General features: G+C 61.4%; 19 protein-coding genes. 10 read left to right on the top strand and 9 right to left on the bottom strand.

Features of this window, described 5'->3' with window-relative positions; genetic code table 11:
• Positions 1-307: 307 nt before the first annotated feature.
• From emhC to emhA, 3 genes are read right to left on the bottom strand one after another with little or no spacing between them, the layout of a single operon-like run.
• On the bottom strand, positions 308-1,768 hold the full coding sequence (gene emhC / locus JN524_RS11995) for an efflux RND transporter outer membrane subunit EmhC (protein ID WP_027614404.1): 1,461 nt from the start codon (positions 1,766-1,768) through the stop codon (positions 308-310).
• Complete coding sequence (gene emhB / locus JN524_RS11990) at positions 1,765-4,914, bottom strand: efflux RND transporter permease subunit EmhB (protein ID WP_103369022.1); 3,150 nt, start codon at positions 4,912-4,914, stop codon at positions 1,765-1,767. Before emhB ends, emhC begins: the two co-directional genes overlap by 4 nt.
• A gap of 3 nt (positions 4,915-4,917) precedes the next feature.
• Entirely contained in the window at positions 4,918-6,072 is a 1,155-nt protein-coding gene (gene emhA, locus JN524_RS11985; protein ID WP_027614406.1) for an efflux RND transporter periplasmic adaptor subunit EmhA, read from the bottom strand.
• Positions 6,073-6,339: 267 nt separating this feature from the next.
• Here emhA and emhR point away from each other — a divergent pair, with 267 nt between their 5' ends.
• Entirely contained in the window at positions 6,340-6,972 is a 633-nt protein-coding gene (emhR, locus tag JN524_RS11980; RefSeq protein ID WP_202369468.1) for an efflux system transcriptional repressor EmhR, read from the top strand.
• Positions 6,973-7,187: 215 nt separating this feature from the next.
• Here the strand turns inward: emhR and JN524_RS11975 are convergent, their stop codons facing one another.
• The 3 genes from JN524_RS11975 to JN524_RS11965 are packed head-to-tail and all read right to left on the bottom strand — an operon-like array spanning position 7,188 to position 9,760.
• Positions 7,188-8,237 (bottom strand): alkene reductase, encoded by a 1,050-nt coding sequence (locus tag JN524_RS11975; protein ID WP_202369467.1) that lies wholly within the window; start codon positions 8,235-8,237, stop codon positions 7,188-7,190.
• 30 nt (positions 8,238-8,267) lie between these two features.
• The gene (locus JN524_RS11970) at positions 8,268-9,434 is read right to left on the bottom strand and encodes an MFS transporter (protein WP_003222434.1); all 1,167 of its coding nucleotides are present in this window, start codon (positions 9,432-9,434) and stop codon (positions 8,268-8,270) included.
• A 5-nt stretch (positions 9,435-9,439) separates the two neighbouring features.
• Positions 9,440-9,760, bottom strand: a complete 321-nt coding sequence (locus JN524_RS11965) for an ArsR/SmtB family transcription factor (RefSeq protein WP_003222436.1) — start codon at positions 9,758-9,760, stop codon at positions 9,440-9,442.
• 169 nt (positions 9,761-9,929) lie between these two features.
• On the opposite strand from JN524_RS11965, the gene JN524_RS11960 reads away from it, so the two are divergent.
• Positions 9,930-10,502, top strand: a complete 573-nt coding sequence (locus JN524_RS11960) for an acyl carrier protein phosphodiesterase (protein ID WP_202369466.1) — start codon at positions 9,930-9,932, stop codon at positions 10,500-10,502.
• Positions 10,503-10,584: 82 nt separating this feature from the next.
• Here JN524_RS11960 and JN524_RS11955 read toward each other — a convergent pair whose 3' ends face one another.
• Positions 10,585-11,379, bottom strand: coding sequence for a lysophospholipid acyltransferase family protein (locus tag JN524_RS11955; RefSeq protein ID WP_202369465.1), 795 nt, complete (start codon positions 11,377-11,379; stop codon positions 10,585-10,587).
• Positions 11,379-12,134 (bottom strand): L-ornithine N(alpha)-acyltransferase, encoded by a 756-nt coding sequence (gene olsB, locus JN524_RS11950; protein ID WP_202369464.1) that lies wholly within the window; start codon positions 12,132-12,134, stop codon positions 11,379-11,381. The genes JN524_RS11955 and olsB overlap by 1 nt, the downstream gene beginning before the upstream one ends.
• A 153-nt stretch (positions 12,135-12,287) precedes the next feature.
• On the opposite strand from olsB, the gene JN524_RS11945 reads away from it, so the two are divergent.
• The 5 genes from JN524_RS11945 (at position 12,288) to JN524_RS11925 (ending at position 16,580) form a co-directional block, all read left to right on the top strand.
• Positions 12,288-13,169 (top strand): acyl-CoA dehydrogenase family protein, encoded by an 882-nt coding sequence (locus JN524_RS11945; protein ID WP_202369463.1) that lies wholly within the window; start codon positions 12,288-12,290, stop codon positions 13,167-13,169.
• 137 nt (positions 13,170-13,306) lie between these two features.
• The gene (locus JN524_RS11940) at positions 13,307-14,386 is read left to right on the top strand and encodes a serine hydrolase domain-containing protein (protein ID WP_202369462.1); all 1,080 of its coding nucleotides are present in this window, start codon (positions 13,307-13,309) and stop codon (positions 14,384-14,386) included.
• Positions 14,383-14,688 carry an amidase gene (locus tag JN524_RS11935; RefSeq protein WP_202369461.1) on the top strand — a complete coding sequence of 102 codons (306 nt, stop codon included), beginning with the start codon at positions 14,383-14,385 and terminating at the stop codon, positions 14,686-14,688. Before JN524_RS11940 ends, JN524_RS11935 begins: the two co-directional genes overlap by 4 nt.
• A 142-nt stretch (positions 14,689-14,830) precedes the next feature.
• Positions 14,831-15,421: a YceI family protein gene (locus JN524_RS11930; RefSeq protein ID WP_202369460.1), complete on the top strand. Its 591-nt coding sequence runs from the start codon at positions 14,831-14,833 to the stop codon at positions 15,419-15,421.
• Between the two features lies 1 nt (position 15,422).
• The gene (locus tag JN524_RS11925; protein ID WP_115988050.1) at positions 15,423-16,580 is read left to right on the top strand and encodes a phospholipase D-like domain-containing protein; all 1,158 of its coding nucleotides are present in this window, start codon (positions 15,423-15,425) and stop codon (positions 16,578-16,580) included.
• A gap of 104 nt (positions 16,581-16,684) precedes the next feature.
• Here the strand turns inward: JN524_RS11925 and bglX are convergent, their stop codons facing one another.
• A complete protein-coding gene (gene bglX, locus JN524_RS11920) occupies positions 16,685-18,976 on the bottom strand; it encodes a beta-glucosidase BglX (RefSeq protein ID WP_202369459.1) in 2,292 nt (763 codons plus the stop codon).
• 258 nt (positions 18,977-19,234) lie between these two features.
• Here bglX and JN524_RS11915 point away from each other — a divergent pair, with 258 nt between their 5' ends.
• From JN524_RS11915 to JN524_RS11905, 3 genes are read left to right on the top strand one after another with little or no spacing between them, the layout of a single operon-like run.
• Complete coding sequence (locus tag JN524_RS11915; RefSeq protein WP_007963199.1) at positions 19,235-19,843, top strand: LemA family protein; 609 nt, start codon at positions 19,235-19,237, stop codon at positions 19,841-19,843.
• Positions 19,844-19,856: 13 nt separating this feature from the next.
• The gene (locus JN524_RS11910) at positions 19,857-20,609 is read left to right on the top strand and encodes a TPM domain-containing protein (protein ID WP_115988048.1); all 753 of its coding nucleotides are present in this window, start codon (positions 19,857-19,859) and stop codon (positions 20,607-20,609) included.
• Between the two features lie 33 nt (positions 20,610-20,642).
• On the top strand, positions 20,643-21,260 hold the full coding sequence (locus tag JN524_RS11905) for a TPM domain-containing protein (RefSeq protein WP_095138499.1): 618 nt from the start codon (positions 20,643-20,645) through the stop codon (positions 21,258-21,260).
• Positions 21,261-21,291 lie beyond the last annotated feature (31 nt).

The raw sequence follows: 21,291 nt of genomic DNA, 5'->3' as shown, positions 1-21,291 counted from the left end.
GCGGGCACGAGCTTGCAGAATCAGGGATGAAGCGGCGGCGATCAGCCGGACGGGACAGGGCGCGGGAGCATGGTGTCGAACCTGTTGTTATTGGTTTTGTGGAGCGAATGGTGCGGGGGGCGGTGTGCGGGATTCAATCGGGGAAAGCAGGTTCTGGGCGATTATCGAACAGCAAAAAATCGCAGCCTTCGGCAGCTCCTACATTTGGAATGCGTTCACCTGTAGGAGCTGCCGAAGGCTGCGATCTTTTGATTTTCAGGCAACAAAAAGCCCGCCAAATGGCGGGCTCCTTGTGTTCACCGGATGATCAGAACAGCTTCATCTTCGGTGCTTCTTCTTTCAGCGGTTCGTTCTGCGCGGTCTGCGCATTCCAGCCACCACCCAGGGCCTTGTACAGGTTGACCGCACTGGTCAGCTGCGCGAGGCGGTCGGTGATCAGTGCCTGTTGCGCGCTGAACAACTGACGCTGAGCGTCGAGGAAGGTCAGGTTGCTGTCGACACCGATACGGTAACGACGCTCGGCCAGGCGGTAGTAATCCTGGTTGGCCGCGACGAAGTCACGCTGCGCTTGCAACTGCTCGGTGTAGGTCTGGCGCGCGGCCAGGCCGTCGGCGACTTCCTGGAAGGCGGTTTGAATCGACTTCTCGTAGTTCGCCACGCCAATGTCCTTCTGGATCTTGGCGTAGTCGAGGCTGGCGCGCAGGCTGCCGGCATTGAAGATCGGCAGGTTGATCTGCGGCTGAAACAGCCAGGTACCCGAGCCACCCTTGAACAGACCGGACAGGTCCGGGCTCAGGCTGCCCGCGTTGGCGGTCAGGCTGATGCTCGGGAAGAACGCTGCACGGGCGGCGCCGATGTTGGCGTTGGCCGCTTTCAGGTTGTACTCGGCCTGGAGGATGTCCGGACGACGCTGCAGCAGATCCGAAGGCAGACCGGCCGGTACGTCGCTGAGCAGATCATCCGACAGCGGTTTGGCCGCTTGCAGATTGGCCGGGATGCCGGTGCCGAGCAGCAGCGTCAGGCTGTTTTCGTCCTGAGCCACCTGACGGGTGTACTTGGCCAGTTGCGCCCGGGCGTTTTCCACCGAGGTGCGCGACTGCGCCAGGTCCAGCGCCGAGGCCACACCGACTTCGTTGCTGCGGCTGGTCAGCTTGTAGCTTTCTTCAAAGGCACCGAGGGTGTCTTGCGTCAGCTTGAGCAGTTCCTTGTCGGCCTGCCAGGTCATGTACGCGTTGGCCACACTGGCCACCAGACTGATCTGGGTGCTGCGGCGCGCTTCTTCGGTGGCGAAATATTGTTGCAGCGCTTGTTCGCTCAGGCTGCGCACCCGACCGAACAGGTCGAGTTCGTAGGCGCTGATGCCGACGGTCGCGGTGTAGGAGCTGCTGATGTTCGCTTCACCGGTCTGCGACGCACGGGCCGGAACCCGCTGACGGCTGCCGCTGGCATTGGCCGACACCGCCGGGAACAGGTCGGCGCGCTGGATGCGGTATTGAGCCGCATAAGCGTCGATGTTCAGCGCCGCGACACGCAGGTCGCGGTTGTTTTCCAGCGACACCTGGATCAGCTGTTGCAGGGCCGGGTCATGGAAAAACTGCTTCCAGCCCTGCTCGGCAGCGGCTTGCGCCGGAGCCTGGGCCGGCGAGTACGCCGGGCCCTGCGGGTACTGGCCCGCGACCGGTGCTTCAGGCTGCTGATAATCGGGGATCAGCGAGCAACCGCTCAGCACGAAGGCGGCGACTGCGATGGAGAGTAGCGACTTGCTCATTGGCCAGCCTCTTTAGGAGTTTCAGTCGTCTCGTCCGGATCGGCGATTTTACGTTGGCCGATGGACGAAACCGTGACGAAGAACAGTGGGACCCAGAAGATCGCCAGGATCGTGGCCGTGAGCATACCGCCAATCACGCCAGTACCGATCGCGTGCTGGCTACCCGAACCGGCACCGGTGGAGATCGCCAACGGTACTACACCGAGGACGAACGCCAGCGAGGTCATGATGATCGGTCGCAGACGCATGCGGCACGCTTCGATCGCCGCATCGCGCAGACTGCGCCCTTGTTCATGCAGCTCTTTGGCGAACTCGACGATCAGAATGGCGTTTTTAGCCGCAAGACCGATGGTCGTCAACAGGCCCACCTGGAAGTACACGTCGTTGGACAGCCCGCGCAGGCTGGTGGCCATCAACGCACCGATGATCCCCAGCGGTACCACGAGCATGACCGCGATCGGAATCGACCAGCTTTCATACAGCGCCGCCAGACACAGGAACACCATCAGCAGCGACAGGGCGTACAGCGCTGGCGCCTGCGAACCCGACAGACGTTCCTCGTAGGACAGACCGGTCCAGGAGATACCGACACCGGCCGGCAGCTTCTTGGCAATCGCTTCAACTTCGGCCATCGCTTCACCGGTGGAGTAACCCGGCGCCGGAGAACCGAGCACTTCCATCGCTTCGACGCCGTTGTAACGGGCCAGTTTCGGCGAACCGTAGATCCACTCGCCCTTGGCGAACGCGGAGAACGGCACCATGGTCCCGGCGCTGTTGCGCACGTACCACTTCTTCAGGTCTTCCGGACTCATGCGCGCCCCGGCCTGACCTTGCACGTACACCTTCTTCACCCGACCACGGTCGATGAAGTCGTTGACGTAGCTACTACCGAAGGAGATCGACAGGGTGCTGTTGATGTCGGAGAGGCTCAGACCCAGGGCCTGGGCTTTCTCATCGTCGATTTCCAGATGGTATTGCGGCTCGTCGTTCAGACCGTTCGGACGCACCTGGTAGAGCACCTTGCTCTGCGCGGCCATGCCGAGGAACTGGTTACGGGCTTCCATCAGTTTTTCGTGACCGATGCCGGCGCGGTCCTGCAGGAACACGTCGAAACCGGTGGCGTTACCCAACTCCAGTACCGCTGGCGGGGCGAACGCAAACACCATCGCATCGCGGAAACTGAAGAAGTGTTGCTGCGCACGCTGTGCCAGGGCAAACACGCTGTTACCCGCATCACGCTCGTGCCATGGCTTGAGCATGATGAACGCCAGACCCGAGCTCTGACCACGACCGGCAAAGTTGAAGCCGTTCACGGTGAACACCGAGGACACCGCCCCCGCTTCTTTATCCAGCAGGTAGGTACGCATCTCGTCGATCACGACTTGAGTACGTTCGGCACTGGAACCGGCCGGGGTTTGCACCTGGGCGAACAGTACGCCCTGGTCTTCTTCCGGCAGGAACGCGGTTGGAATGCGGGTGAACAGCCAGATCATGCCGACGACGATCAGCAGGTACGCCAGCAGGTAAGGGGCTTTGCGCGAAAGCATATTGCCGACACCGCGCTCGTAACTCCTGACACCGCGATCGAAATTGCGGTTGAACCAGCCGAAGAAACCTTTTTTCGGCGTGCCGTGGTCACCCTTGGCAATCGGCTTGAGCATGGTTGCGCAGAGCGCCGGGGTGAAGATCAGTGCAACCATTACCGACAGGGCCATGGCCGAGACGATGGTGATCGAGAACTGCTTGTAGATCACACCGGTGGAACCGCTGAAGAACGCCATCGGCAGCAGTACCGCAGACAGCACCAAGGCGATACCGACCAGGGCACCCTGGATCTGGCCCATGGATTTCTTGGTCGCTTCCTTCGGTGACAGGCCTTCTTCGGCCATCACCCGCTCGACGTTTTCCACCACGACGATGGCGTCGTCCACCAGCAAGCCGATGGCCAGCACCATACCGAACATGGTCAGGGTGTTGATGCTGAAGCCGGCGGCGGCGAGGATGCCGAATGTACCGAGCAATACCACCGGCACGGTCATCGTGGTGATGACGGTGGCGCGGAAGTTCTGCAGGAACAGGAACATCACCAGGAATACCAGCACGATCGCTTCGACCAGGGTTTCAACCACACCCTTGATCGATTCGGTCACGACCGGAGTGGTGTCATACGGGAACACCACTTCCATGCCTTGCGGGAAGAACGGCTTGAGGTCGTCAATCGTCTTGCGCAGCGCTTTGGCGGTGTCGAGGGCGTTGGCGCCGTTGGCCAGTTTTACCGCCAGACCGGACGCCGGGCTGCCGTTGAACTGCGCAGAAATACTCGAGTTTTCACCACCCAGACCGACGTCGGCCACGTCGCCGACACGGACCTGGGAGCCGTCCTGATTGACCTTCAGCAGGATCGCCTTGAACTGCTCGGCAGTCTGCAGACGGGTCTTGCCGATGATCGTGGCGTTCAGTTGCTGCCCAGGCAGCGCCGGCAAACCGCCGAGCTGACCGGAAGACACCTGGACGTTCTGCGCCGAGATCGCGGCGCTGACATCAGACGGCGTCAGGTTGTACTTGTTCAGCTTGGCCGGATCGAGCCAGATGCGCATCGCGTACTGGGCACCGAAGACCTGGAAGTCACCGACACCGGCGGTCCGCGAGATCGGGTCCTGCATGTTCGACACGATGTAGTTGGACAGGTCGTCCTTGGTCATGCTGCCGTCACGCGACACCACGCCGATCACCAACAGGAAGTTCTTCACTGCCTTGGTGACGCGGATACCCTGTTGCTGCACTTCCTGCGGCAGCAGCGGGGTGGCCAGGTTCAGCTTGTTCTGAACCTGAACCTGCGCGGTGTCGGAGTTGGTGCCTTGCTCGAAGGTCGCGGTGATGGTCATGCTGCCGTCGGAGTTACTTTCCGAGGACACATAACGCAGGTTGTCGATACCGTTGAGCTGCTGCTCGATCACCTGGACCACGGTGTCCTGCACGGTTTGCGCCGAAGCGCCCGGGTAGGTCACGGAGATCGCGATGGCTGGCGGTGCAATGCTCGGGTACTGGTTGATCGGCAATTTCAGGATCGAGAGTGCCCCGACCAACATGATCACCAGGGCAATTACCCAGGCGAAAATCGGACGGTCGATAAAAAATTTCGACATGAGTTACTCCCCTTTGCCGCCAGCGGCTTTGTCAGCTGCTTGAGCGGGGGCCGGGTTCTTGGCTACGTTGGTCGCTTCGGTCGGGTTGACCTGAGCACCTGGGCGAACGTATTGCAGACCTTCGGTGATCAGACGATCGCCGGCTTTCAGGCCATCTTCGATCAGCCACTGGCTGCCGACGGTACGGCTGGCCTTGAGCTGACGCAGTTCAACCTTGTTGTCCGGGCCGACGACCAGTGCGGTCGGGGTGCCCTTGAGGTCACGGGTCACGCCTTGTTGCGGCGCCAGAATGGCCGCGGCGTTGACCCCGGCCTGCAACTGGGCGCGGACGAACATGCCGGGCAGCAGGGTGTGATCCGGGTTCGGGAACACGGCGCGCAAGGTCACGGAACCGGTAGTCGGATCAACCGATACTTCGGAGAATTCCAGCTTACCGTCGAGCTTGTACTGGCTGCCGTCCTCAAGGGTCAGCTTGACCGCTGCCGAGTTGTCACCGGCCTTCTGCAGACGACCGCTTTCCAGCTCGCGACGCAGTTCCAGCAGCTCAACCGAGGACTGGGTGACGTCGACGTAGATCGGGTCCAGTTGCTGGATCGTCGCCATCGCGTCGGCCTGACCATTGCTGACCAGCGCGCCTTCGGTCACCGAAGAACGGCCGATACGGCCGGAGATCGGCGCGTAGACCTTGGTGTATTTCACGTTGATCTGCGCGCTCTGCAGCGACGCTTCCGATTCCATGCGATTGGCCACGGCGGTGTCGTATTCCTGGCGGCTCACGGCCTGCTCGTCGACCAGTTGCTTGTAGCGGTCGGAGATCGACTTGGTCGAACGCAGGTTGGCTTCGGCACTTTTCAGCGTCGCTTCATAGACTGCCGGATCGATCTGATACAGCTGCTGGCCGGCTTTGACGTCGCCGCCTTCCTTGAACAGACGCTTGAGAATGATGCCGTTGACCTGCGGTCGAACTTCAGCGATGCGGTACGCACTGGTGCGCCCCGGCAGTTCCGACGTGAGGGTGAACGCTTGTGGTTGCAGGGTGACGACGCCGACCTGAGGAGGCGGAGCGGCTGGGGCCGCTTCTTCCTTTTTACATCCGCTGAGCAGCGATGCCAGGGCGACGGCAGTGACCAGAGCGGTAACAGCTGGCTTGAATTGCATGAAGATCCTCGGGTCAGGCGCGCACATTGCGCACAAGAAGTGTGAAAGGGTAAAAAAATCGGGTCGAGTGGATAAGTAGCTTGCTAAGGAATATACTTACGTTCATGGTTGTTTGTAAATAGCTTGGCGTCGTACCCACCCTGTTACAAAATGCGTCGCAAGGTTTGAAATTGTAGGCCGGGGAGCCGATTCGTGAGAGATCAGCCCCCTCTTTATTCAGCGGATATTCAGCCATCCCTGAAACATCCCGTTTGAGGTTTTACTGCCATGGTCCGTCGTACCAAAGAGGAAGCTCAGGAAACGCGCAGCCAGATTCTCGAAGCGGCCGAGAAAGCGTTTTATGAAAGGGGCGTGGCCCGCACGACCCTGGCGGATATCGCGACGCTGGCCGGTGTCACGCGCGGTGCCATCTATTGGCATTTCAGCAACAAGGCCGATCTGGTGCAGGCGATGCTCGACAGCTTGCAAGAACCGCTGGATGAATTGGCCAAGGCCAGCGAGAGCGAGGACGAACTCGACCCGTTGGGGTGCATGCGCAAGCTGTTGATCCATCTGTTCCATCAGGTTGCCCTGGATCCGAAGACCCGTCGCATTAACGAGATTCTGTTTCACAAGTGCGAATTCACCGATGAAATGTGCGATCTGCGCCAGCAGCGCCGCACGGCCAGTCTCGATTGCAACCTGCGCATCGGACTGACCTTGCGTAATGCGGTAAATCGCGGCCAGTTGCCGGAAGATCTCGACACTGCCCGGGCGGCCATCAGCATTCATGCGTATATCGATGGCCTCCTGTATGGATGGCTATTGGCGCCAGACAGCTTCGAACTGCATGCCGAAGCCGAGCGCTGGGTCGAGACGGGGCTGGATATGCTGCGCCTGAGCCCCAGCCTGCGCAAATGAAACAAAATGCGTAATTGGCACAGGTTATGTCAATCGGCCTGCTTTTTTATACACCCGAACCGCGAGTTTAAACGTAGCGAGCTACGGATTTTGTAGGGATTTTGTGTCTTCCCTGTGAACGAATGTTAGCGGCCCCATACCGGGTGTCCAAGAAAAAGCCCCGGCTCTTGCGAGTCGGGGCTTTTGCGTTTCTGCTGCTTCGTACTGAATAACGCTTACAGCGTCGGGTAGTCGATGTAACCGACCGGGCCCTTGCCGTAGAACAGCTCAGGACGTGCATCGTTCAGCGGCGCATCGGCCTTCAAACGTGCTGGCAGATCCGGGTTGGCAATGAACGGTACGCCGAACGCCACCGCGTCAGCCTTGCCCTCTGCCAGCCAGGCATTCGCGCTGTCCTTGGTGAAACGTTCGTTGGCGATGTACGCGCCGCCGAAGGCTTCTTTCAGCTGTGGGCCGAGGCTGTCGGCGCCTTCTTTCTCGCGGGAGCAGATGAAGGCGATGCCGCGCTTGCCCAGCTCGCGAGCCACATAAGTGAAAGTCTCGGCCAAATTGTCGTCGCCCATGTCGTGGGAATCGGCGCGCGGTGCCAGGTGCACGCCGACACGGCCGGCGCCCCAGACGTCGATCGCCGCGTCAGTCACTTCCAGCAGCAGACGTGCACGGTTCTCCAGGGAGCCGCCGTAGTTGTCGGTGCGCTGGTTGGTGCTGCTTTGCAGGAACTGGTCGAGCAGGTAGCCGTTGGCGCCGTGGATTTCCACGCCGTCGAAACCGGCGGCTTTGGCGTTTTCGGCACCGGTGCGGTAGGCCTCGACGATCTCGGCGATTTCAGCGGTTTCCAAAGCACGCGGGGTCGGATAGTCGGCCAATGGACGCACCAGGCTGACGTGACCTTCAGGCTGGATGGCGCTCGGCGCGACCGGGGTTTCGCCGTTGAGGTACGACGGATGCGAGATGCGGCCGACGTGCCACAGTTGCAGGACGATCTTGCCGCCGGCAGCGTGCACGGCTTTGGTCACGTTGGTCCAGCCGCGAACCTGGTCGTTGGACCAGATGCCCGGGGTGTCCGGGTAGCCGACGCCCATCGGCGTCACCGAAGTGGCTTCGGAGAGGATCAGACCGGCGGAGGCACGTTGCACGTAGTACTCGGCCATCAGCGCGTTCGGTACCCGGCCTTCATCAGCGCGGCAGCGGGTCAGCGGAGCCATGATGATGCGGTTGGACAGCTCGAGGTCGCCCAGTTTGATCGGATCGAAAATAGTTGCCATGTGTACAACCCTCGTCAGTTAAGTGGTTAATCAGTGGGTAGCGGGGGCCAGACCGGCGTCGCCGTTCTGACGGAAAGTGATCAGGGTCACCAGCAGCGCGAGAACGGCCAGCGCGGCGGCGGCCAGGGGCACGCTGGTCAGGCCGAAACCGTGGGCGATGACGCTGCCGCCGACCCAGGCGCCCAGAGCGTTGCCGATGTTGAATGCGCCGATGTTCAGGGTCGACACCAGGTTCGGTGCGGCCTTGCCGAAGGTCACCACGTTGACTTGCAGCGCCGGGACGGCGGCAAAGGAGGCGGTGGCCCAGAGGAACAGGGTGATCTCCGTCGGGATCAGCGCAACGCTGGTCCAGCTCAGCACGGTGGAAACCACCGCCATCGCCACGAACACGCCGATCAGGGTCGCGCCGAGACGCTTGTCCGCCAGCTTGCCGCCGATGATGTTGCCCACCGTCAGACCGAGGCCGATCAGCAGCAGGGTCCAAGTCACGCCTTTTGGCGAGACACCGGTGACATCACCGAGCAGCGGCGCGACATAGGTGAAGAGGGTGAACATCGACGCGGCGAACAGCGCGGTCATGCTCAGCGACAGCCAGATGCCGGCGCCTTTGAGGGCGGCGAGTTCGGCGCGCATGTCGAGTTTTTCCTCGTCACGCTTGGCCGGCAGGAAGCGGATCAGACCGATCAGCGCCACTACACCAATCACGGTCACCGCCCAGAAGGTCGAGCGCCAGCCGGCTTCCTGGCCCAGAGCCGTGCCCAGCGGTACACCGAGAACGTTGGCCAGGGTCAGGCCGGTGAACATTAGCGCTACGGCGGATGCGCGCTTGTTCGGCGCCACCAGCCCCGCAGCTACCACAGAACCGATACCGAAGAACGCACCGTGGCACAGCGCCGTGACGACGCGTGCAAACATCAGCACGTTGTAGTCACTGGCGATGGCACACAGCAGGTTACCGACGATAAAAATGCCCATCAGCGCTACCAGTGCGGCCTTGCGCGGCAGTCTGGCGGTGGCCAGTGCCATGAACGGCGCACCGATGGCCACGCCCAGGGCGTAACCGGTCACCAGCCAGCCGGCGCCGGGAATCGACACACCGAGGTCGGCCGCCACATCGGGCAGCAGGCCCATGATGACGAACTCGGTGGTGCCGATGGCGAAGGCGCTCAAGGCCAGAATGAGTAGCGAGAGGGGCATTTGAATCAATTCCTTGTGGGAGCGCTGAGCTCTTTGACGATGGCGTCGAGGAACGCCTGGATCACGTCCTCGTTGCGTTTGAAGAAGTGCCACTGGCCGGCTTTCTGGCTGCTGATCAGACCTGCGCGTTGCAGGGTCGCCAGGTGGGCGGAGACGGTCGACTGCGACAGGCCGCAGCGTTGATCGATCTGCCCGGCGCAGATGCCGTACTCGTGGTTGTGAATCTGCTCAGGAAACTGGGCTTTGGGGTCTTTCAGCCAGATGAGAATGTCTCGCCGTACTGGGTGTGCCAGGGCTTTTATTATTTCGTCGAGGTCGAGGTTCATGGCTTTATGCTCGTGATGTGTAGCGCTATATCGCGATGAGGCGAACTTTAAATCGGTATTTCGCGATATACCAATATGAATTTGATCTGACGACCGCATAAATCGGTATATCGGGTTATAACGATACGTGTGCTGTAACGATGAAAGCGCGCAGTGCTAAGCTGCGCCCATGAACTATCTCGCACATTTACACCTCGGAGGCCAGCACCCCGAGCAATTACTCGGCAGTCTGTATGGCGATTTCGTCAAAGGACGCCTGCAGGGGCAGTTTGCACCGCAGATTGAAGCGGCGATTCAGCTGCATCGGCGCATTGATGTGTTCACCGATCGCCATCCTTTAGTGGACATCGCCCTCGGGCGTTTCACCGAGACCCGGCGGCGTTATGCCGGGATCGTCCTCGATGTGTTTTTCGACCATTGCCTGGCACGCGACTGGACGCTGTACGCCGATCAACCGCTGCAGCACTTCACCCGAGAGGTGTACCGGGTGCTGTCGACAGAGCAGCAATTGCCCGAGCGCCTGGCGAAAATTGCACCGCACATGGTTGCCAATGACTGGCTGGGTTCGTATCAGGAGTTTGAAGTGCTGGAGCAGGTGCTGCGCGGGATCTCGCGGCGTTTGACGCGGCCTGAGGAATTGGCGGGGGCGATGCACGAATTGCGGCGGTTGTATGAGCCGCTGAGTGAGGACTTCCGTTTGTTCTATCCGCAGCTTCAGGATTTTGCGGCTTCACAGGGATAGGCAAGATCAAAAGATCGCAGCCTTCGGCAGCTCCTACAGGGGATCGGTGTAGGAGCTGCCGAAGGCTGCGATCTTTTGCTTTTCAGGCAGCGATCAATTCGCCGGCGCGACGTGGTTCGGCCGCTTTGGCGATATCACCAAACAACGCCTTCTGCACCGCCTGCTGCGCTTCGAACGCCAGCGCAGCACGTTCGCGGCCCTGACAGGCGATCGGCCTGAGCAGATGCACTTCGACATCGCCACAGTCGTTGCTGAACAAACGCATCAGGTGCGACAGCAGATCATCGTCACCAATGAACGGCGCCAGCGTGTCGATCTCGCCGTCGCGCAGATAACGGATCGCCACCGGTTGCAGCATCACCTGCGAATCGATTGCCGCCGACAGCAGGCGACCATGAAAGGTGCGCAGCGAGCGGCCATCGGTGGTGGTGCCTTCCGGGAACATCAGCAACGGATGTTGCGTTTGCAGGTGACGGGTCATCTGTTTGCGGATCAACTGGCTGTCACCCGAACCGCGACGGATGAACAGACTCCCAGCCTTGGCCGCCAGCCAGCCGGCCACCGGCCAGGTGCGCACTTCGGCCTTGGACAGAAACGACAGCGGCGTGAGCATGCCCAGCAGCGGAATGTCAGTCCATGACACATGATTGCTGACCCACAGCATCGGCTGCTGCGGCAACTCGCCGTGCACGGTCACGCGAAAGGGCAGGGCATTGCTCAGGCGCGCCATGAAGAATCGCGACCAGCGCTGGCGACGCTGCATCGAGTGCGCCAGGCCAATTCGTTCGAACACGCCGAAGACGCTGGCCATGGTCAGGCCCAGCGCCACCACCAGCAGCACTCGCGCGATCCGCGCGTACACGCGCAACCGGCTCATCACACGGCCGCCTTGAAGTGCTTGGCGTAGCGCGGGCAGAGTTCGTCGCGCTTGAGCAGGATGAATACGTCGGCGACCTGGAAATCTTCGTCCCAGCACGGCTCGCCGCAGATCTTCGCGCCCAGGCGCATGTAGGCCTTGAGCAGCGGTGGCATTTCGGCGATCACGTTCGATGGAATATCCAGCGACGGCAGGGGATTTTTCGGCTCGGCGCGCAAGTGTTCGGTGCACAGATAACGTTCGCGCAGACGCTGCATGATTGCGTGGGCCTGTACGCCGCCGTCCTGCATCGAAATGCTCGCGCAACCCATCAGGTAGCTGTAGCCGCCCTGATTCAACACTTCGGCCAGTTCACCCCAGAGCACGGCGATGGTGCCGCCGTTGCGGTAGGCCGGGTCGACGCAGGTGCGGCCGATTTCGAGGATCGGGCCTTGCAGATGGGCGAGGCCGTGCAGGCTGAATTCTTCTTCGCTGTAGAACTTGCCCAGGCTGCTGGCGGCGGTGTGATCGAGCAAACGAGTGGTGGCGACCAGACGCCCGGTGTTCAGGTCACGCACGCCGATGTGGCTGCAGTGAACATCATAGTCATCCATGTCCAGACCCAGTTCCGCGCCTTTCAGCTTGGCGTTGAACTCGCCGCTGAATACGCTGAAGCGCAAGGCCTGGGCTTGCTGCAAGGCCTCGGCGCCGATCAGGCGTTCGGCTTGCAGGCGGCGTTCATTGCCGGTGTCGCTGATGCGGGCGATCTGAGTCATTTGAATCTCCGTACGGGCCTTGAACCCGTCGTGGGTTGCAGCCGATCGACTTTCTTTATGCAGCCATGTTGTGCAAAGTCAGGCTATGTAGCCCCGGTGTCATCACCGTGAACGTTTGGTGATGCTTGTATGACAGCCCTCAAGGAGCCTCTTATGCCCTGGCCCAGCCTGCTCGAAAGTCATGAACGTCTGCCCGCCGTCGCTGATCTGGCGGAAGGTTTCGCCACCTTGCTGCATCAACTGGGCAACGTGACGCCGTTCGAACTGGCGGTGGCCGGAGGGCGACGGATGGCGACGCCGGGGCTGGCATTTCTGGTGGGGTATCAGGCGGCGTTGCGCATGCTCTGGCCGAGCGCGCCGCCAAGTCTTGGTGCGCTGTGTGCGACCGAACAGCGCAGCCTGCGTCCGGCGGACATGCAGACGCGCCTCAGTGATTTGCGCTTGAGCGGGCGCAAGGATTTCGTCACTGCCGGGGATGCAGCGGACTGGCTGCTCATCGCCGCGCGCAGTGAAGAACCCGGCGAAACCCCGCGCCTGAGTCTGGCGGTGGTTTATCCCGGCGAGCCCGGCGTGCGCGTGGAAAAACTCCCGGCGCTGCCGCTGATGCCGGACATAAGTCACGGTCGGCTGCATCTGGACGGCGCTTTGTGCGAGTTGCTCGCGGGGGACGGCTGGGACGCTTATGTGAAGCCGTTTCGCTCCCTGGAAGATGTCTACGTGCTGAGCGCGGTGACCGCGTGGTTGTATGGCGTCGGTCAGGACAGCGGCTGGTCGCAGCCGCTGCTGTTGCGCTTGCTGGCGCTGTTGGCCGGGTGCGCGGAAGCGAGTCGCCAACCGCCGAACAATCCGGCCGGGCATGTGTTGTTGGGCGGGTTGTTTGCGCAGTTTGATGCGCTGAAGGGCGAGATCGATCAAGCGTTGAGCGCGGGTAATCCGGAGTGGGAGCAGATGTGGCAGCGTGATCAGGGGGTGATGCAGTTGGCGGCCGGCGCGCGGGCCAAGCGCCTGGCCAAAGCCCTGCACATTCCTTTGTAGGAGCTGCCGCAGGCTGCGATCCTTTGATCTTTCAAAGCACAAGTAAAAGATCGCAGCCTGCGGCAGCTCCTACAGTAATCGGCATATTGTCATTTGTCTGGGCCATGATTTTTGCATCCTTCGGTTGAGACTTTTCCATGTTCAAAGGCCTGTCCCTGTTTCTGCTGCTGATCAGCTTCACGGTCCAGGCCGAGCAATGGCCCGGTGAGCAATGGCCGACTGGCGCAAAAATCAGCGGTGCAGCGGTCGAGGCATTAGAGACCTACGCCTTCCCACCCCGCGACGACGCCGGCCGCCAGGGCATCCGCACGGACGCTCTGCTGATCATCCGCGACGGCCAGTTGATCTACGAACGCTACGCCGGCCCGACCCGTGCCGAGACCCCGCACTTGACCTGGTCGATCAGCAAAAGCCTGATGGTCACGGTACTCGGCGTGGCGTATGGCGAAGGCCTGTTCAAACTGGATGATCCGGTTTCGAAGTTTTATCCGGCGCTGGAAAAACACCCGGCGATCACCGTGGCGGATCTGCTGCACTGGGCTTCCGGGCTGGACTGGCAGGAAGACTACGAATACGCGCCGCTGAAATCCTCGGTGGTGGCGATGCTCTACACCCGTGGGCACCGCGACATGCCAGCGTTCACTGCCGATCACGATGCCTACGCGCCACCGGGGCAGACGTTCCGTTACTCCAGTGGCGACAGCAATCTGCTGGCGGCGGGGCTGAAGAACATGGTGGGGCCGCAGCGTTATCCCGACTATCCATGGACCGCGTTGTTCGAGCCGCTGGGCATCCGCCACGCCGTGTGGGAAACCGATGCCGGCGGCACGTTTGTCGCTTCCTCTTATGCCTATCTCACGGCGCTGGATCTGGCGCGGGTCGGCCTGCTGATGGCCCGCGACGGGCGCTGGAATGATCGACAGTTGTTACCCAAGGATTGGGTCGCCTTCAACCGCGAGCCTTTTGCCGGCTATAAGGCGCATCAGGACGAAGCGGTGCCCGGCGGCCAGTGGTGGCTCAATCGTCCGGTCGATGGCGCCGCCGCGCCGTGGCCCGACGCGCCACCCGACACCTTCGCCGCCCTCGGCCACTGGGGCCAGGCGCTGTATGTGATCCCCAGCGAGAAACTGGTGATCGTGCGTTACGCCGATGATCGCGACGGCAGTTATCGCCACAACGAACTGCTCAAGCGCGTGATCCAGGCGGTGCAGCCATGAGGTTGTTCAAGCGGGTGTTGCTGCTGGCGCTGATCGTGCTGCTGGGCTGGATCTGGCTCGAACGGGACAACCTGTGGGCGTTCCCGGACATCATCAGTGCCTACACGGCCAAGGAATATTGTTCGTGTCGTTATGTGATGAACAACGATGCCGAATACTGCCGGGGTTATGTGAAACAGTGGCTGCCGACCAGCGAATTCAGCGATGACAGCGTGAGCAAAACCATCACCGTCAGCGGCATGGGTCGCAGCAATCGTGCGCAGTGGTTGAGCGAACGGCAGGGTTGTCGTTTACAGCCTTGAAAGATCGCAGCCTGCGGCAGCTCCTACAGGGAATGCAAAATCTGTAGGAGCTGCCGCAGGCTGCGATCTTTTGATCTTGATGTTTGCAATAAACCTATGGGCGGTTAAGGTTCGTGCAGGTTTATCGCCCAACGAGTGTTCAATGTTCAACCGCTCCCTCTGTAAAGCCTTCGCCAGTCTGCTGCTGGCCGCTGCCGCATTGCCGGCGCAGGCCAATTGGTATCTGGACGGCGAGTCGTCGCGGCTGTCGTTTGTCAGCACGAAAAACGCCCACATTTCCGAAGTGCAGCGCTTTCTGGTACTGCACGGCAAGGTCGATCCGGATGGCCGCGCTGAAGTCGAAGTCGAGCTGGATTCGATCAACAGCGGCATCCCGCTGCGCGACGAGCGCATGCGCAAGGAGCTGTTCCAGATCGAGCAATTCCCCGAAGCGACCATCAGCACCCGGATCGACCTGCGCCCGATCAACGATCTGGCCCCCGGTGCGCAGCTGGAATTGCGTCTGCCGCTGACCGTCAACCTGCACGGCAAGCAACATGAATACCCGGCAGAGTTGCTGGCCACCCGTCTCGACGACCGGCGTTTTCAAGTGGTGACCCTGGAGCCGTTGGTGATCAACGCCGAGGATTTCGATCTGGCGCCGGGGCTGGAAACCCTGCGCAACCTGGCCGGCCTGTCGGCCATCAGTCTGTCGGTGCCGGTGGGTGCGGTGCTGATTTTCACGGCGCGCTGACATGCGCGGCGCGGTGTTTCCATGGCGTGACGGCAACCGGTTCGAACTGTTGATCGACGGCCCGCAATTCTTCCCGCGCATGCTGGTGGAAATTGCCCGCGCCGAGGAGCAGGTCGAACTGGAGTTGTATCTGGTGGAGGCGGGCGCTTGTGCCGAGGCCGTGGTTCAGGCGCTGGTCCAGGCCGCCGAGCGCGGCGTGCGGGTACGCTGCCTGTTCGATGACTACGGCAGCCTCGCGTTTACCCTGCACCTGCGTCAGCGCCTGACCAAGGCCGGGGTCGAACTGCGTTTCTACAATCGCCTGAACTGGCGGCGCTGGGTCGGCAACTTCTATCGCGATCACCGCAAATTGCTGCTGGTCGATCAGCGTCTGGCGGTGGTCGGTGGCACCGGTGTCACCGATGAGTTCTGGACGCCGGGGCAGGACAGCAGCGAATGGCACGAGGTGATGGTGGAAATCAGTGGCCCGCTGGTGCTCGACTGGCAAGTGCTGTTCGACCGTCAATGGATCGCCAACCGCCATCGCCGGGCGTGGAAACCTTCGGCGCATGTCGGCCTGCCACGCTTGCCCAAGGTGCCGGACATGGGCGAGGGCATGGGCCGTGTGGCCTATGCCGATGCCCGTCAGCATCGCGACATTCTGCAGTCGCTGTTTCGTGCACTGAACAGCGGGCAGAAACGCATCTGGATGGCCACCCCGTATTTCCTGCCGACCTGGAAAATCCGCCGCTCGCTGCGCAAGGCTGCTGCTCGCGGTGTCGACGTCCGGCTATTGCTCACCGGACCGCGCACCGATCACCCGTCGGTGCGTTACGCCGGTCATCGTTACTACCCGCGCCTGCTCAAGGCCGGGGTGCAGATCTTCGAATATCAGCCGTGCTTCCTGCACCTGAAAATGGTGCTGGTGGACGAGTGGGTGAGCATCGGTTCGTGCAACTTCGATCACTGGAACCTGCGCTTCAATCTGGAGGCGAATCTTGAGGCACTGGACCCGTCGTTGACGGCAGCGGTGGTGCAGAGTTTCGAGAAGGATTTCGGCCTGAGTCAGCAGGTCAGTCTGGAAGAGTGGCAGCGCCGGCCGTTGTGGCGGCGAGTGAAGCAGCGGATCTGGGGGTGGGTGGATCGGCTGGTGGTCAACATTCTCGATAGACGCGGATAAGGCAGAAGCAAGATCAAAAGATCGCAGCCTGCGGCAGCTCCTACAGGGTGCACACCCTCCCAATGCAGGAGCTGCCGCAGGCTGCGATCTTTTGCTTTTAACGGTTACAGCAACTCAAAGCTCTGCTGCGTCACATCCTGCGAATCCAGGCCGATCTGCACGTTGAACTTGCCAGGCTCGGCCGCGTACTTGAGCTGGGCGTTGTAGAACTTCAGGTCATCCTCGGTGATGGTGAAGTGCACGACTTTCTGTTCGCCGGCCTTGAGCATGACTTTCTGGAAGTTCTTCAGTTCTTTCACCGGGCGAATCATCGAACCGGCGACGTCCTGGATGTACAGCTGCACCACGGTTTCGCCGTCACGTTTGCCGGTATTTTTCAGAGTGACACTGGCATCGAGCTTGCCGGTCTTGTTCAGCGTGGTTGACGACAGCGCCATGTCGCTCAGCGTGAACTGGGTATAGCTCAGGCCGTAACCGAACGGGAACAGGGGACCGGTGGTGTCATCGAAATACTGCGAGGTGTAGTTGCCCGGCTTGCCTGGCGTGAACGGCCGGCCAATGCTCAGGTGGTTGTAGTAGGTCGGGATCTGGCCCACGGAACGCGGGAAGGTCACCGGCAGTTTGCCCGACGGGTTGTAGTCGCCGAACAGCACGTCGGCGATCGCGTTACCGCCCTCGGTGCCGCTGAACCAGGTTTCCAGAATCGCATCAGCCGACTGGTTCTCTTCGAGGATGGTCAGCGGACGGCCGTTCATCAGTACCAGTACCAGTGGTTTGCCGGTGGCTTTCAGGGCACGGATCAGCTCGCGCTGATTTTCCGGGATGTTCAGGTCGGTGCGGCTGGAGGATTCGTGGGACATGCCACGGGACTCGCCAACGGCGGCGACGATCACGTCAGCGTCCTTGGCCGCTTTCACCGCTTCGTCGATCAACACGTTGGCCGGGCGCGGATCATCGACCACTTCCGGGGCGTCGAAGTTGAGGAAGTTCAGGTAATCCAGAACCTTCTTGTCGCTGGTGATGTTCGCGCCACGGGCGTAGATCAGGTTGGCCTTGTCACCAATCACCGAGCTCATGCCGTCGAACAGTGTCACCGATTGTGCCGGCTTACCGGCCGCCGCCCAACTGCCCATCATGTCGATCGGCGCCTTGGCCAGCGGGCCGACCAGCGCGACCTTCGCGTCTTTCTTCAGCGGCAGGGTGTCGTTCTGATTTTTCAGCAGCACCAGGCTGCGCCGCGCGACGTCACGGGCCTCGGCACGGTGCAGACGGCTTTCGGCGTAGGTGTCGGCCGGATCATCCTCAGCCTTGCCGATGCGCAGGTACGGGTCCTTGAACAGACCCATGTCGTACTTGGCGGCGAGCACTTCGCGCACCGCGTTGTCGATGTCTTTCTGTTCGATCTCGCCGGACTTGAGCAGCCCCGGCAGCTCTTTGCCGTACAGGGTGTCGTTCATGCTCATGTCGATGCCGGCCTTGATCGCCAGCTTCGCCGCTTCACGACCGTCGGCGGCCACGCCGTGTTTGATCAGTTCGAAGATCGCCCCGTGGTCGCTGACGGCCAGGCCCTTGAAGCCCCAGTCCTTGCGCAACAGGTCGTTCATCAGCCAGGTGTTGGCGGTGGCCGGAATGCCGTTGATCGAGTTCAACGCCACCATCACCCCACCGGCACCGGCGTCGATCGCCGCGCGGTACGGTGGCAGATAGTCCTGGTACATCTTCACCGGGCTCATGTCGACGACGTTGTAGTCGCGACCGCCCTCGACCGCGCCATACAGGGCGAAGTGCTTGACGCTGGCCATGATGCTGTCGGCGGCGCTCGGCGTGTCGCCCTGATAGGCCTTGACCATCACTTTGGCAATGCGCGAGGTCAGGTAGGTGTCTTCACCGAACCCTTCGGAGCTGCGGCCCCAGCGCGGATCGCGGGAGATATCGACCATCGGCGCGAAGGTGATGTCGAGGCTGTCGGCCGCAGCTTCCTTGGCGGCAACGCGCCCGGACTGACCGATGGCGTCCATGTCCCAGCTCGATGCCAGGGCCAGCGGAATCGGGAAAATCGTACGGTGACCGTGGATCACGTCGTACGCAAAAAACATTGGAATCTTCAGGCGACTGCGCATCGCCGCGTCCTGCATCGGACGGTTTTCCGGGCGGGTGATCGAGTTGAACGTACCGCCAATGTTGCCGGCGGCGATCTCTTTGCGGATCAACTCGCGAGGCATTTCCGGGCCGATGCTGATTAGGCGCAACTGGCCGATCTTTTCATCGAGGGTCATTTGTTTCATCAGATTGCTGATGAACGCGTCCTTGTTTTCCAGGGGTACCGGGGTCGTGGCGGCCAATACTTGATGACTGGCCAGGCTGACGAACAGGCCCAGCAAACACAGCTTCTTCATGAATATTTTTCTCAAGGGCCCAAGCGGCAATGCAATGCCGGCCAGCCAAAAGTTAGGGAGCGACTATTGTTGTTCGGGTGCAGGCTCAAAATGACCGAGCCAAAAACGCCCGCCGACACTCGGCAGCGTTTGCGCAGGGCCTCTTTTTAGCCCATCGGCCCGTTGCAATCCAGTGGCGCGGCCGATTATGCCCCAACCGCTGATGCAGAAGGTTTCACGGTCGGTTTTTTATGAAATATGCCAGGGAGCATCACTTTGATGAATGTCAGTCCAACCTACCGCTCGCGTCTGCAGGTCGCCACGCTGCTGGTGCTTGCCACGTTGTTGACCGCGTGCGGCATCAACAATATCCCGACCCTCGACGAACAGGCCAAGGCGGCGTGGGGCCAGGTCCAGAACCAGTACCAGCGCCGTGCCGACCTGATCCCCAATCTGGTGGAGACCGTCAGAGGCTACGCCAAGCATGAAGAAGCGACATTGACGGCGGTGGTCGAGGCGCGGGCCAAGGCGACGTCGATTCAGGTCGATGCCAGCACCCTCGACAATCCGGAAAAACTCAAGCAGTTCCAGCAGGCTCAGGATCAGTTGAGCGGTGCGCTCAGCCGTTTGATGGTGGTCTCCGAGCGTTATCCGGATCTGAAGGCCAACCAGAACTTCCTTGCCCTGCAATCGCAGCTCGAAGGCACGGAAAACCGGATTGCCGTGGCGCGGCGCGATTTCATTCTGGCGGTGCAGAAGTACAACACCGAGATCCGCACGTTTCCCGGGCGCCTCTGGCACAGCGTGATGTACAGCGACCTGCCGATTCGCGAAACCTTCGAAGCCACCACCCCCGGTGCGGAAAAGGCCCCGGAAGTGAAGTTCTGACCCGAGGTTATTCATGCGTGTGTTGAAGATAGGCCTGGTGCTGATGCTCTGGCTGTTCGCCCTCAGCGCCCGGGCCGAGTTGACGTTCCCGGCGCTGAGCGGGCGGGTGGTGGACGAAGCGCAGATGCTCGAGCCGTCGGTGCGGGCCCAGTTGAGCCAGCAATTGCAGGCGCACGAGCAGGCCACCGGCGAGCAGTTGGTGGTGGTCACGGTGCCTGATCTGCAGGGCACCACCATCGAGGATTACGGCGTGCAACTGGGCCGGCACTGGGGCATCGGCCAGAAGGACAAGAACAACGGCGCGCTGCTGATCGTTGCCCGGGACGAGCGCAAACTGCGCATCGAAGTCGGTTACGGGCTGGAAGATCGGCTGACCGATGCGCAGAGTTCGGTGATCATTCATCAAGTGATCACCCCGGCGTTCAAGGCCGGCAATTTCAGCAAGGGCATCAGCGACGGCGTGGCGGCGATGCTGGTGGTGCTCGGCGGCAATCCGCTGGACGAACCGTCGACGGTGTATGAGTCGAGCGGTGATCCGCAGAGCGATTTTGTCTCGCGGCATCCGCTGTTGTTCGTTTTTCTGGTGGTGTTGTTCATCCTGACGGTGTTTGTCTGCCAGATGCTCGGTATCCTTCCCGCCGGCCGTGGCGGCTCTGGAGGCGGGGGCGGTTTCGGCGGCGGTGGATTTGGCGGTGGCGGCGGGGGCGGCGGTTTCAGCGGCGGCGGGGGCAGTTTCGGCGGCGGCGGTTCGTCCGGCGGCTGGTGAACACACAACAATAATGATCAGGCACTTTTCGACATGGCATTACTGACTGAACACGAACAACGCAAAGTCGCCGAGGCGATCGCCCGGGTCGAGCGCGACACCGACGCCGAACTGGTCACCGTGCTGGCGGCCCGCGCCGACGACTACGCGTACATCCCTCTGCTGTGGGCCAGCCTGCTGGCGCTGCTGGTACCGGGTATCGTCCATTACCTGACTGGCTGGCTGACCATGCACAGCCTGTTGCTGGTGCAATGGGGCCTGTTCATCGTCCTGTGCCTGCTGTTTCGCCTGCCGAAGATCACCACCCATCTGATCCCGCGCCGCGTGCGCCACTGGCGCGCATCGAACCTGGCGCGGCGGCAGTTCCTCGAACAGAACCTGCACCACACCGTCGGCAGCACCGGGATGCTGATCTTTGTCTGCGAGGCCGAGCGCTACGTGGAGATTCTGGTGGACGAGGGGATTTCCCGGCGGCTGGACAACAAGAGCTGGGACGCGATTGTCGCCGCGTTCACCGAGCAGGTGCGGCAGGGGCGCACGCTCGAGGGCTTTGTCACCTGCATCGAGGCCTGTGGGGAACTGCTCAAGGTGCACGTGCCGGTGACGCAGGTGAGGAATGAATTGCCCAATCGGTTGGTGGTGCTGGCCTAGAAGCCCCTCACCCCAGCCCTCTCCCGGAGGG

Source organism: Pseudomonas sp. MWU318 (genome assembly GCF_016756945.1).
Classification (GTDB): domain Bacteria; phylum Pseudomonadota; class Gammaproteobacteria; order Pseudomonadales; family Pseudomonadaceae; genus Aquipseudomonas; species Aquipseudomonas putida_A.
Note: the sequence above shows the minus strand (reverse complement) of the source record. Positions and strands in the feature narration are given on the sequence as shown.